This window comes from Streptomyces sp. HUAS YS2, from assembly GCF_033343995.1.
Classification (GTDB): Bacteria; Actinomycetota; Actinomycetes; order Streptomycetales; family Streptomycetaceae; genus Streptomyces; species Streptomyces solicathayae.
This window is the reverse complement of sequence record NZ_CP137573.1, coordinates 3179508-3192454: the sequence shown is the minus strand read 5'-3', so window position 1 is coordinate 3192454 and position 12947 is coordinate 3179508. Positions and strand designations below refer to the sequence as shown.

Sequence of the window (12947 nt, the reverse complement as noted above, 5' to 3'; positions counted from 1 at the left end):
CGAGGGTCGGTACCGCACAGTAGGTCTATCGAGAGGCACAGAGATGTCGCGCGAGTCGGAGTCGGGTCTTCCGATCGAACCGGTCTACGGGCCGGACGCCCTGACCGGGTGGGACCCCGACGAGAAGCTGGGCGAGCCGGGCTCGTACCCCTTCACGCGCGGTGTCTATCCGTCGATGTACACCGGCCGGCCGTGGACGATGCGGCAGTACGCGGGCTTCGGCACCGCGGTCGAGTCCAACGCCCGGTACAAGCAGCTGATCGCCAACGGCACGATGGGCCTGTCCGTGGCCTTCGACCTGCCGACGCAGATGGGGCACGACTCCGACGCCCCGATCGCGCACGGCGAGGTCGGCAAGGTCGGCGTGGCGATCGACTCGATCGACGACATGCGGGTGCTGTTCGACGGGATCCCGCTGGACAAGGTCTCGACGTCGATGACCATCAACGCTCCCGGCGCCCTCCTGCTGCTGCTGTACCAACTCGTCGGCGAGGAGCAGGGCGTCCCGGCGGACAAGCTGACCGGCACCATCCAGAACGACGTGCTCAAGGAGTACATCGCCCGCGGGACGTACATCTTCCCGCCGAAGCCGTCGCTGCGGCTGATCGCGGACATCTTCAAGTACTGCAAGGCCGAGATCCCGAAGTGGAACACGATCTCGATCTCCGGCTACCACATGGCCGAGGCCGGTGCCTCGCCCGCGCAGGAGATCGCGTTCACCCTCGCCGACGGCATCGAGTACGTCCGCACCGCGGTCGCCGCCGGCATGGACGTGGACGACTTCGCGCCCCGCCTGTCGTTCTTCTTCGTCGCGCGCACCACGATCCTGGAGGAGGTCGCCAAGTTCCGGGCGGCCCGCCGGATCTGGGCGCGGGTGATGAAGGAGGAGTTCGGCGCGAAGAACCCCAAGTCGCTGATGCTCCGCTTCCACACCCAGACCGCGGGCGTGCAGCTGACCGCCCAGCAGCCCGAGGTCAACCTGGTGCGCGTCGCCGTGCAGGGCCTGGCGGCGGTCCTCGGCGGCACCCAGTCGCTGCACACCAACTCCTTCGACGAGGCGATCGCGCTGCCGACGGACAAGTCCGCCCGGCTCGCGCTGCGCACCCAGCAGGTCCTCGCCTACGAGACCGACGTCACCGCGACCGTCGACCCGTTCGCCGGTTCGTACGTGGTCGAGAAGATGACGGACGACGTCGAGGCCGCGGCCCTGGAGCTGATGACCAAGGTCGAGGACATGGGCGGCGCGGTCAACGCGATCGAGCGCGGCTTCCAGAAGAACGAGATCGAGCGCTCCGCCTACCGGATCGCGCAGGAGACCGACAGCGGCGAGCGGGTCGTCGTCGGCGTCAACCGCTACACCATCGACGTCGAGGAGCCGTACGAGCCGCTGCGGGTCGACCCGGCGATCGAGGCCCAGCAGGCCGAGCGGCTCGCCAAGCTGCGCGCCGACCGCGACCAGGCGGCCGTCGACGCGGCGCTCGCCGAGCTGAAGAAGGCCGCCGAGGGCACCGACAACGTGCTCTTCCCGATGAAGGACGCGCTCAAGGCGCGCGCCACGGTCGGCGAGGTCTGCAACGCGCTGCGCGAGGTCTGGGGCACCTACGTCCCGACCGACGCCTTCTAAGACGCAGGTCACGGCGGAGTGTCGTACCGGTGTGCGACACTCCGCTTCATGCTGGGTGTCACCGATCTGCCGACCTATCTCGCGGGCCTCGTCCTCATCATCCTTCTGCCGGGGCCGAACTCGCTGTACGTGCTGTCCGTCGCCGCCCGCAAGGGCACCCGTACCGGGTACAAGGCGGCGGCCGGAGTGTTCACCGGGGACGCGATCCTCATGACGCTGGCCGCCCTCGGCGCGGCCTCGCTCCTCCAGACCACTCCGCTGCTCTTCATGATCGTCAAGTACGCGGGCGCGGGATATCTGACCTGGATGGCGATCGGCATGCTGCGGGCGGCCCGAGGCATGTGGCGGGCGCGCAGGGAGGCCGTCGCCGAGGCGGAGGCGGAGGGGCCGGCCGCGTCCCCGGGGGAGAACCCGTTCCGGCGGGCGCTGTTCATCAGCCTGTTCAACCCCAAGGCGATCCTCTTCCTGATCTCGTTCTTCGTACAGTTCGTGGATCCGGCGTACGCCTACCCGGCGCTCTCCTTCCTCGTCCTCGGCAGCCTGCTCCAGCTGGGCAGCTTCCTCTACCTGACGACCCTGATATTCGGCGGCACGCGCCTCGCGGGCGCCTTCCGCCGCCGCCGTCGTCTCTCCGCCGGCGCCACCTCCGCGGCCGGAGCCCTCTTCCTCGGCTTCGCCGCGAAACTCTCCCTCAGCAGCGCCGCTTGACCCTGACACCGTGTGAGGTCGTTCCGTAGGAGTCGCCATGTTCACCATCGGAGACTTCGCCCGGCACGGGCGGGTGTCGGTCCGGATGCTGCGTCATTACGACGCGATCGGACTGCTGCGCCCGGCCCGGGTCGACCCGCACAGCGGCTACCGCTTCTACGAGGCGGCCCAGCTCGCCCGGCTCAACCGCGTCATCGCGCTCAAGGACCTCGGCTTCACCCTCGAACAGGTGCAGACGATCCTCGACGAGCGGGTGGGCGCGGAGGAGCTGCGCGGGATGCTGCGGCTGCGGCAGGCCGAGCTGGAGACGGCCGCCGCGGAGGCGGCGGCCCGGCTCGCCCGGGTCGGCGCGCGGCTCCGAGCCATCGAGAGCGAGGGACGCATGTCCACCCAGGACGTCGTCGTGAAGAAGATCCCGGCCGCCCGGATCGCCGAGCTGAGCGCGCCCGCCGCGAGCTTCGGCCCCGGCGACATCTCGCCGGTCATCACTCCGCTGTACGAGGAGCTGTGCGCCCGCCTGGAGGCCGCCGGTGTCGCCTTCGGGCCGGGAATCGCGTACTACGAGGACGCGGGCGACGGGGACGGCTCGATCGTCGTGCACGCCGGGATGACCGTCCCCGAGGGCACCTCGGTCGAGGGCCTCGAAGTGCTCGTCCTGCCCGGCCTCGACGAGGCAGCGACCGCCGTCCACCACGGGTCGATGGACACCATCCTGTCCACCGCGCAGAACCTGGCGGCGTGGATCGACGACAACGGCTACCGCTCGACCGGCTACGCCCGCGAGCTGTACCTGGAGTGCCCCGAGGACCGCGGCCGGTGGGTCACCGAGATCCAGGAGCCGGTGGCCCGCGCGTAGTCGCGGGCCACCGGCGCGGCTACCGGCTCATCCGGCGCAGCGCCGCGCGCTTCAGCCGGCGGGCGCTGCGGGCCAGCCGGCGGACGGCCGCGTGCCGGGGGACCGGCAGGCCGCCGGGGAGGCCGAGGACCGTCAGCCTGCGGCGGGTGAAGTACCGCCAGGCCGCCGGGGACGGCCCGCCCGCCAGGTACGCCTCCGCGACCGGCCGCAGGTCCGCCCGGACCTGCGGCTGCATCGCGAAGCCCACCGCGCCGACCAGCCCGGCCAGTTCCCCGGCGACCGTCGCCGGGGACGGCGGGGCCCAGGCCGCCACGGCGGCCGGGTCCGCGAGGTCCGGCAGCAGGGCGTCCACGATCGTGACCGGGACGCGGTTGCTGTTCTCGTACGGGCTCAGCCGCTCCAGGAGCGTGTCCGTGCCGATCCGGGCCACCGGCAGCCCGTAGAACGTGCTCGCCGTCAGCAGCGCCGTCGAGAAGCAGCCCACCACCAGGGCGGGCCGCAGCTCCCGGTACAGCACCTCCGCGAGCACCGGCCGCTCCACCACGGTCAGTTCCGCACCCAGCCGCTCCGCCTCCTCGCGCAGCGCCCGCGTCCAGGACTGCGGGGCCGTCGGGTGCGGCTTGAAGGCCAGCCGGCGGTGGCCGAGGGCGACCGCGCCGCGCACCATCCGCAGGTGCAGCGACTCCTCCTCGGCGGGCGTGAGCAGGGACAGCGCGGCCAGGTACTGGCCGAGCAGCAGGACCGGCCCGGTCTCGTCCTGCGCCGCGGGCGGGCCCGCGAGCTCCGCGATCACCTTGGTGAACGCCTCCGCCGGCACCACCCGGGCCGCCGCGCCGAACTCGGCGAGCAGCAGCGGCGCGAGCCCGGGCACCAGGTCCAGGTGGAACAGCCGCCGCACCCGCTCGCCGACCAGCGGGTCGATCTTGTTGCGGGTGGGGCCGTAGCTCATCAGCCCGTCCGCGTACACGTCGAGCGCGGCGTCCGGGAACAGCTGCGCGATCGATAGCGCCGGGGTGACCTGAACGGATTCCACGGCCAGTTCGAGCCGGTCGTCGCCGAGGTCCCACAGCTTGCGCAGGTGCCGCTCCAGGAGCGGGACGTCGTCCGGGCGCGGGGTCCAGCCGGACGGGTGCAGCGGGGAGATCGCCTCGTTCCAGGAGAGCACCCGGTCGAAGCGGTCGCGCAGCCGCTCGAAGCCCTCCATGCCGTCCGGGGCGACCGCGGTCTCCGGCACGGCCGCGTTGTTCGCGAGCAGCAGCAGGCGCCGGTCGGCCGGGCCGAAGCAGCCGCTGTCCAGCGCGGCGGCCAGCGTGGCGACGCCGTACAGGGTGGAGGCGTAGAAGATCTGGGTGGTGCGCGCGGCGCCGGTGTTACGGGCCGTGCCGGTGGTACGGGTGCTCATGCCGCGGCCACCTCCGCGGAGACCGGACGGCGGCGCAGCTTGCGCAGCAGACCCGCGCGTTCGGCGTCCATGGAGTTCAGCGCCTCCTTCAGAACGCCCTGCGGCATTCTTTTCAGTGCGGCCGTGCTGAGCGACCGCAATTTCTTCGCGACCGCCGGTTCGAATCGGCCGGTCGACGCGTTGTGGTGGGCGATGATCGCGCAGTACGTGCGGACCGCTTTCGGCAGCAATCGGTCCGCGTCGGGATCGTTCGCTGTTTCGTCGATCACCTGGTCGAATGCGCGAATGAAATCGAGTTGGCGCACATCGCCGATCTGGGTGAGGGACGTCGCCACGCCGCGCCGGTAGAAGACGCCGAGCGTGCTCACCGCGGCGAAGGACTCCGCCTCGCGGTGCAGCCGCCAGATCCACGGCCGGTCCTCGGCGGTCCGCAGCCCGTCCGTGAAGTGCAGCAGCCCCCGGTCGAGCAGCCGCCGGTGGTAGATCCCGGCCCAGGCGTACGGATAGTCCACCGAGGTGGTGCGGTGCGCCGGCAGGATCGCGTCCCGGGGCCGCAGCACCTCGCCGCGCCGGCCGACCGGCGCCCGCTTGACCGAGCGGTTGCGGCCGGTGGCCACGACGTGGTCGGTGCGGACGAAGTCGCAGCCCAACTCCTCGGCTGCCGCGAGGAGTTGGGTGAAGTGGCCGGGGGCCGCCCAGTCGTCGCCGTCCAGGAAAGTCAGGTACGTGCCGCGGGCCGCGTCGAGCCCGGTGTTGCGCGCGGTGGCAAGACCGCCGTTCTCCTCGTGCCGGACGAGCACCGCCCCCGGCAGCTCCCGCGAGGCCCGTTCCAGGATCCGCGGCGTCCCGTCCGTCGAGCAGTCGTCGACGAGCACGAACTCGACGTCGTCCCGCGCGTTCGCGCGGAGACTTCTGAGGGTGTCGGGGGCGTATGTCTGCACGTTGTAGAACGGCACGACGACAGAGAGCTTGACCACGTCGCCGACGCTAGGCGGGCCCCCGGCATTCGCCCTTTCTGAAAGGGAGATGTTCGGTGAACGCGCGGCGACGGTCTGCTGAATCGGGTTGACCGGAAGGCAACGACACGAATTTCTGTGGCCTTTTCAGAACGTGTAATGCCGGTGTTCACCGTTTGTTGTGGCCGAGTTGGGCCATCGAGCCGGATGCCTTTCTAACGTCCTCGACGTGCCATCACCCAGCAAAGCGGCGGTACGCGTCGCCGTACTCGCCGACTCCGACACCCGGTGGAAATGGGGAGCGCTCACCGCGCGCCGCATCGCCCCCGGCGGTGCGGAGCTCACCGGCTTCCTCCTGCGCGGCCGGGCCACCCCCACCGCGCGTCAGCTCGCCGAGACGGGGGTCTCCGACGAGCCGCCGCGCGAGGTGACCGGGGCGGGATTCCTGCGGGCGCTGCGGGACGAGGAGTTCGACGTCGTCGTCCTCGCGCTGGTCGGTGGCACCGTACGCGCGGTCCTCGAGGGGATCTCCGGACTCGCCCTCGAACGACGGCCGGTGATCGTCACCGGCTACGTCGGCGTCGTGTACGAGAAGCTCACCGACGGCCTGCTGCTGCGGCACGGCGCGGACGTGGTCCTCGCCAACTCCCGGCACGACGCCGAGCGTTTCCGCGCCGTGTACGAGGGAGTGGGCGCCGACGCCTCCTCGGTCGTCGAGGCCGCGCTGCCCTTCCTCGGCGGCGCGCCGTACGCCCCCGAAGCAGGCCGCGACACGCTCGTGTTCGCCGCCCAGCCGTCGGTGCCGGTGACCCGCGCCGAGCGCGTGTACCTGCTGCGCCGGCTCGTCGGCCACGCCCGGGAGCACCCCGAGCGCGAGGTGCTCCTCAAGCTCCGCTCCAAGCCCGGCGAGCACACCACGCACCTGGAGGAGCTGCCGTACCAGAAGCTCGTCCGCGACCTGGCCGTGCCGCCCAACTTCCGCCTGGTGTACGGGCACATGGGCGAGGTCCTGGACCGCACCGACCTGCTGGTCACGGTCTCCTCGACGGCCGCCCTGGAGGCCCTGCACCGGCGGATCCCGACCGCGGTCCTCACCGACCTCGGTGTGCGCGAGGTGCTCGGCAACCACCACTTCACCGGCTCCGGCCTGCTCACCTCCTTCGACGCGCTGGACAAGGACGAGCGGCCCGTCCCGGACGAGGACTGGCTGGCCCGCCAGGGCGTGGCCTCCGACAGTTCGTACGAGACGGCGTTCGACGCCGCGCGCGCCCGCGTCGCGGAGCTGCTCGACGGTCCGCCGCCGCCCCCGATCGACCCCTACTACACGGCGGAGACCGCCCCCGGGTACCTGCCCGGCATCCTCGCCCGGCACCGCCTCGACGTGACCGCGCCGGAGACCCCCGAGAGCGGGCTGCGCCGCATCGTCCGCGAGGCCGCCCGGGGCGCGTACCGCCACGGCGTGCAGCGCGTGGCCCCCGTCATCCGCCGCCTTGGAGAACTCTGATGACGACCGAGACCACCGCGACCGTCCTCGCCGTGATCCCCGCCCGCGGCGGCTCCAAGGGGGTCCCCGCCAAGAACCTCGCCCCCGTCGGCGGCGTCCCGCTGGTCGCCCGCGCCGTGCGCGCCTGCCGGGGCGCGCGCCTGGTGACCGACGTGGTCGTCTCCACCGACGACCCCGCCATCGCGGACGCGGCCCGCGCCGCCGGCGCGGAGGCCGTGCACCGCCCGCCGTCGATCGCGGGCGACACCGCGTCGAGCGAGTCGGCCGTGCTGCACGCGATGGACGCCTTCGAGGCGACCCACGGGCGGCGCGCCGACGTGGTCCTCCTCGTCCAGTGCACGAGCCCGTTCCTCACCTCGGGGGACGTCGACGGCGTCACCGCCGAGGTGCTGCACGGCCCCGCGGACACGGCCCTGACCACCGCCCCGTCCCACGGCTTCCTGTGGCGGGCCCGTACGGCGGACCCGAGCGACGCCACCGGCGTCAACCACGACAAGGCATTCCGCCCGCGCCGCCAGGACCGCGAGCCGGAGTACCTGGAGACCGGCGCCGCGTACGCCATGGACGCCGAGGGCTTCCGCCGCCACGGCCACCGCTTCTTCGGTCGGACCGCCGCCGTCGTCACCGACCCGGCCCGGGTCCTGGAGATCGACGACCCGCACGACCTGGCCCGCGCCCGCGCCCTCGCGCCGCTGCTCGACCCGGTCGCCACACCGGGCCCGGCCGATGTCGACGCCGTCGTCCTCGACTTCGACGGCACCCAGACCGACGACCGGGTCCACCTGGACGCCGAGGGCCGCGAGTTCGTCTCCGCGCACCGCGGCGACGGGCTCGGCATCGCCGCGCTGCGCCGCGCCGGGCTGCCCGTCCTGATCCTGTCCACCGAGCAGAACCCTGTGGTCGCCGCCCGCGCCCGCAAGCTGAAGATCCCCGTCCTGCACGGCATCGACCGCAAGGACCGCGCCCTGAAGCAGTGGTGCGACGAGCAGGGGATCGACCCGCAGCGGGTGCTCTACGCCGGCAACGACGTCAACGACCTGCCCTGCTTCCACCTCGTCGGCTGGCCCGTCGCGGTCGCGAGCGCCCACGACTCCGTCAAGGCCTCGGCCCGCGCCGTCACCGAGACCGCCGGCGGCGCCGGCGCGGTCCGCGAGATCGCCGGCTGGCTGCTCGGTCCCGAACTCGACCGGATCCCCGCACAGCGCCCCACCCAGCTCCCCGCTCCGACCCCGAACGCGTAAGGAACCGCACGCCATGAGCATCGACACCCGTCTGCGCACCCTCGGCGGCAAGACCGCCGGCCCCGGCCAGTCCGTCTACGTCACCGGCGAGATCGGCATCAACCACAACGGCGACCTGAACAACGCCTTCGCGCTGATCGACGTGGCCGCCGAGGCCGGCTGCGACGCCGTGAAGTTCCAGAAGCGGACCCCGGAGATCTGCACCCCGCGCGACCAGTGGGACATCGAGCGCGACACCCCCTGGGGCCGGATGACCTACATCGACTACCGCCACCGCGTCGAGTTCGGCGAGGACGAGTACCGCGCCATCGACGAGCACTGCAGGAAGCGCGGCATCGACTGGTTCGCCTCCCCCTGGGACACCGAGGCCGTCGCCTTCCTGGAGAAGTTCGACGTCCCCGCGCACAAGGTGGCCTCCGCCTCCCTCACCGACGACGAGCTGCTGCGCGCCCTGCGCGCCACCGGCAAGACCGTCATCCTCTCCACCGGCATGTCGACCCCGGCCCAGATCCGGCACGCCGTCGAGGTCCTCGGCAGCGCGAACATCCTGCTCTGCCACGCCACCTCGACCTACCCGGCCAAGGCCGAGGAGCTCAACCTGCGCGTGATCAACACGCTGCAGCAGGAGTTCCCGAACGTCCCGATCGGCTACTCCGGCCACGAGACGGGCCTGCAGACCACGCTCGCCGCGGTCGCCCTCGGCGCCGCGTTCGTCGAGCGCCACATCACCCTCGACCGCGCGATGTGGGGCTCCGACCAGGCCGCCTCCGTCGAGCCGCAGGGCCTGCAGCGTCTCGTCCGCGACATCCGCACCATCGAGACCGCCCTCGGCGACGGGATCAAGAAGGTGTACGAGTCCGAGCTCGGCCCGATGAAGAAGCTCCGCCGGGTCCAGGGGCTCGTCGCCGCATGACCGGGCAGCTGGCGTTCGTCGAGAGCCCGGTCCAGCTCCTGAACGTCCTGGAGTGGGCGTACGTCCGTACGCCCGTTCCCGCGCAGCGCGGCTCCGAGGCCCCGCAGGGCTTCGGCGGAGGCGATCTCACGATCGTCGTCCTGCCGCCGGTCGACCCGATGTCGCGCGGCCAGCTCCGCCGGATGGCGCAGCTGGCCCGCGACGAGGGCGTCGCGGTCCGCTGGCAGGAGGCCCGCGGCGGCGCCGGGGCGGTGCTGCGCACACTCGCCGGGCTCGCCCCGGAACTGAACCGGGCGGACCGGATCGTCATAGGCGACCCGTTCTCCCGCTACGTCCAGCTGCTGCTCACCCTGGTGCGCGCCGACCGGCTCACGGTGGTCGACGACGGCACCGCGACGATGGAGTTCGCCGCCCAGCTGACCCGCGGCGAACGGCTGGTGCGCTGGCACCGGCGCGGCAGCCGGGGCCCGCGCGAACTCGCGCTCGCCCCGGTCTCCGCGCTGGCCCGGCACCGGCTGGCGCCCACCGACCGGCGCACGGTGGAGATCTTCAGCGCGCTGCCGGTGGACCCGCCGCCGGGCACCACGGTCACCCGCAACCGGTTCGCCTGGACCCGGGCCCGGTTCGGTCCGCCCCGGCGGACCGGCGGGGCCGACCTGGTCGGGACCTCGCTGGTGGAGACGGGCGTGGTCGACCCGGACCGGTACGCCCAGGCCGTCGGCAGCCTGTCCGCGGCGCACGGCGCGACCCGGTACTTCGCGCACCGCCGGGAGAGCGCCGAGAAGCTGCACCGGATCGCCGTCGAGACCGGGATGGAGATCGTCCGGCCCGACCTGCCGCTGGAAGTGATCGCGCGGCGCGGTCCGATCGGGCGGACGGTGGTGAGCTTCCCGTCCACGGTGGTGCATACGCTGCCGGCGGTGCTCGAGGGGACCGGGGTGCGGATCGCGGTCTGCGAGGTGGCGCCGGAGTGGCTGCGGGAGAACGCGTCGCCGCGGGCCCAGGGCTTCCTGTCCGGAGTGACGGGCACGGCACCGACCGTGATCGAACGGCTCGAATTCGGCTGAGGATACCCACATGGGGTGGCTCCCATGCCTTCGGGAATCGGCTTTCTTCCCCTAACGGGCTGAACTTTTGTTGATCGACGGGCAGTTGATCTTCCAGGGGGCCTACCCTTCAAAAGGTGAACCAGTTGAAGTCCCGTGAGACCGACTCCGTCGTCCTGCCCGGCCGCCTGCCCGAAGCCCTGCGCAACGAACTGATCGCGTTCCGCAGGGACTTGCACATGCACCCCGAGCTCGGCAACCAGGAGTTCCGTACCACCGCCCGGCTCAAGGCCCGCCTGGAGGCGGCCGGCCTGCGGCCGAAGGTGCTGGCCACGGGGACCGGGCTGATGTGTGACATCGGCTCCTGGGCCGGGGCGAAGCCCATGCTGGCGATCCGCGCCGACATCGACGCGCTGCCGATCCCGGACGTCAAGACCGACGTCCCGTACCGCTCGACCGTGCCCGACATGGCGCACGCCTGCGGCCACGACGTCCACACCACCGCCGTCCTCGGCGCCGGACTGGTCCTGGCGGACCTGGACCGGCAGGGGCTGCTGCCCGCCCCGGTCCGGCTGATCTTCCAGCCCGCCGAGGAGGTGCTGCCCGGCGGCGCGCCCGACGCCATCGAGTCAGGCGTCCTGGAGGGCGTCGGCCGGATCGTCGCCGTGCACTGCGACCCCCGGGTGGACGCCGGCCGGATCGGGCTGCGGCCCGGGCCCATCACCTCCGCCTGCGACCGGCTGGAGATCACCCTGGACGGCGCCGGCGGCCACACCGCCCGCCCGCACCTGACCACGGACCTGGTCACGGCCGCCGCGAAGGTCGCCACCGAGGTCCCGGCGCTGCTCTCCCGCCGCGTCGACGCCCGCTCCGGGCTCGCGGTGACCTGGGGCCGGATCGAGGCCGGGCACGCCTGCAACGTCATCCCGCAGCACGCCGAGCTGTCCGGCACCGTCCGCTGCCTGGACCTGCCGGGCTGGCGCGACGCGCCCGACCTGGTGCACGCCGCCGTCGACGAGATCGCGACGCTGCACCGGGCCAAGTCGACGATCAACTACATCCGGGGCGTCCCGCCGGTCGTCAACGACCCGGTGATCACCGAGCTGCTCCGGGACGCCATGGCCGCGCGCCGCGGACCGTATGCGATCGAGGACACCGAGCAGAGCCTCGGCGGCGAGGACTTCTCCTGGTACCTGGAGCACGTTCCCGGCGCGATGGCCCGGCTCGGCGTGCGCACCCCGGGGGACACGACACGCAGGGATCTGCACTGCGGCGACTTCGACGCCGACGAGCGGGCCATCGAGGTCGGCGTCGAGCTGTTCACGGCGACCGCGCTCCTCGACGCGGCCCGCTGATCGCCTCTCCGGCGTGTTCCGCGTGGCGGACGCGCCGGACCTGTGTCACGGTGTGGTCAAACCGCCTCTGCGCTGATTGACGTCGTGGCTTGTTCGCGTCGATCCGATAACGACTCATGAACGCGTCTTTAACTGACATCTACGCGCGTTACGATCGCGGCGAAACCAGCGCCGGAAGAGGCGCTTTCGGTCAGTCTTGAAGGGACCTCGTCGTGCGCCGGGTATCCAAGATCACCGCCGCGTGTGCTGTCACCGCGGCTCTCGCAATCACCGCCACCGCGTGCGGCGAGTCCTCCAACGGGGACTCCGGCTCCGATGGCACCATCAAGGTCGGCATGGCCTATGACGTCGGCGGCCGTGGCGACAACTCCTTCAACGACTCCGCCGCGCGCGGTCTCGACAAGGCCAAGGCCGACCTCGGCGTCGAGACCAAGGAGCTCACCGCCAAGAACGGTGAGACCCCGGCCGACCGTGAGCAGCGCCTCGCCTCCCTGGCCGAGGGCGGCTTCAACCCCGTCATCGGTGTCGGCTTCGCGTACAAGGACGCGATCGACAAGGTCTCCGCGAAGTACCCGAAGACCACCTTCGGTCTCGTGGACTCGGTCTCCGAGAACAAGAACGTCGACTCGATCGTCTTCACCGAGGAGCAGGGCTCGTACCTCGCCGGTGTCGCGGCCGCACTGAAGTCCAAGGACGGCAAGATCGGCTTCATCGGCGGTGTCGACACCCCGCTGATCAAGAAGTTCGCCGCCGGCTTCCAGCAGGGCGTCAAGGACACCAAGCCGAACGACACGGTCACGATCCAGTACCTGTCCACCGGTACGGACTTCTCCGGCTTCGGTGCCCCGGACAAGGGCAAGGCCGCCGCCAAGGGCATGCTCGACAAGGGCATCGACGTCATCTACGCCGCCGCGGGCGGCTCCGGCGCCGGCGCCATCGAGGCCGTCGCCGCGAAGCCGGGCACCTGGGCGATCGGCGTCGACTCGGACCAGGCCAAGGACCCGGCCCTGTCGAAGTACGCCGGCTCGATCATGACCTCGATGGTCAAGAACGTCGACACCGGTGTCTTCGAGCTGATCGACTCCGTCAAGGACGGCAAGCCGATGACCGGCACGCACGTCTACTCGCTCGCCGAGAACGGTGTCTCGCTGACCACCACGGGTGACCACCTCAAGGACATCCAGGCCCAGCTCGACGCGGCCAAGCAGAAGATCATCGACGGTCAGATCAAGGTCAAGACGACCCTCTGACATCCGTGTGACGGGGGCCCGGAGAGCGGCTTCGGCCGACACTCCGGGCCCCCCTTCTCGCGTCCGCCCGTGGGCAGTTGAACGATTTTCCG

The 12947-nt window shown here is 71.8% G+C and carries 11 protein-coding genes; 9 read left to right on the top strand and 2 right to left on the bottom strand.

Annotated features, from left to right (window positions below):
• Nucleotides 1–43 precede the first annotated feature (43 nt).
• The 3 genes from R2D22_RS14415 to R2D22_RS14405 are packed head-to-tail and all read left to right on the top strand — an operon-like array spanning nt 44 to nt 3188.
• Nucleotides 44–1624, top strand: a complete 1581-nt coding sequence (locus R2D22_RS14415) for an acyl-CoA mutase large subunit family protein (RefSeq protein ID WP_318103580.1) — start codon at nt 44–46, stop codon at nt 1622–1624.
• A gap of 48 nt (nt 1625–1672) precedes the next feature.
• On the top strand, nt 1673–2332 hold the full coding sequence (leuE, locus tag R2D22_RS14410; protein ID WP_318103579.1) for a leucine efflux protein LeuE: 660 nt from the start codon (nt 1673–1675) through the stop codon (nt 2330–2332).
• Nucleotides 2333–2369: 37 nt separating this feature from the next.
• Nucleotides 2370–3188, top strand: a complete 819-nt coding sequence (locus R2D22_RS14405; protein ID WP_318103578.1) for a MerR family transcriptional regulator — start codon at nt 2370–2372, stop codon at nt 3186–3188.
• 19 nt (nt 3189–3207) lie between these two features.
• Here the strand turns inward: R2D22_RS14405 and R2D22_RS14400 are convergent, their stop codons facing one another.
• Both R2D22_RS14400 and R2D22_RS14395 read right to left on the bottom strand, forming a co-directional pair.
• Nucleotides 3208–4590: an alpha-2,8-polysialyltransferase family protein gene (locus R2D22_RS14400; protein WP_318103577.1), complete on the bottom strand. Its 1383-nt coding sequence runs from the start codon at nt 4588–4590 to the stop codon at nt 3208–3210.
• Complete coding sequence (locus R2D22_RS14395) at nt 4587–5567, bottom strand: glycosyltransferase family 2 protein (protein ID WP_318103576.1); 981 nt, start codon at nt 5565–5567, stop codon at nt 4587–4589. Before R2D22_RS14395 ends, R2D22_RS14400 begins: the two co-directional genes overlap by 4 nt.
• Before the next feature lie 208 nt (nt 5568–5775).
• Here R2D22_RS14395 and R2D22_RS14390 point away from each other — a divergent pair, with 208 nt between their 5' ends.
• From R2D22_RS14390 to R2D22_RS14365, 6 genes are all read left to right on the top strand, one after another.
• Complete coding sequence (locus tag R2D22_RS14390; RefSeq protein ID WP_318103575.1) at nt 5776–7050, top strand: DUF6716 putative glycosyltransferase; 1275 nt, start codon at nt 5776–5778, stop codon at nt 7048–7050.
• Nucleotides 7050–8291, top strand: coding sequence for an acylneuraminate cytidylyltransferase (locus tag R2D22_RS14385; RefSeq protein WP_318103574.1), 1242 nt, complete (start codon nt 7050–7052; stop codon nt 8289–8291). Before R2D22_RS14390 ends, R2D22_RS14385 begins: the two co-directional genes overlap by 1 nt.
• A 13-nt stretch (nt 8292–8304) precedes the next feature.
• Nucleotides 8305–9204: an N-acetylneuraminate synthase family protein gene (locus tag R2D22_RS14380; protein WP_318103572.1), complete on the top strand. Its 900-nt coding sequence runs from the start codon at nt 8305–8307 to the stop codon at nt 9202–9204.
• Entirely contained in the window at nt 9201–10271 is a 1071-nt protein-coding gene (locus tag R2D22_RS14375; protein ID WP_318103571.1) for a polysialyltransferase family glycosyltransferase, read from the top strand. The genes R2D22_RS14380 and R2D22_RS14375 overlap by 4 nt, the downstream gene beginning before the upstream one ends.
• A 116-nt stretch (nt 10272–10387) precedes the next feature.
• Nucleotides 10388–11605 (top strand): M20 family metallopeptidase, encoded by a 1218-nt coding sequence (locus tag R2D22_RS14370; protein ID WP_318103570.1) that lies wholly within the window; start codon nt 10388–10390, stop codon nt 11603–11605.
• Nucleotides 11606–11817: 212 nt separating this feature from the next.
• Nucleotides 11818–12855 (top strand): BMP family lipoprotein, encoded by a 1038-nt coding sequence (locus R2D22_RS14365; protein ID WP_318103569.1) that lies wholly within the window; start codon nt 11818–11820, stop codon nt 12853–12855.
• The last annotated feature ends 92 nt before the right edge of the window (nt 12856–12947 follow it).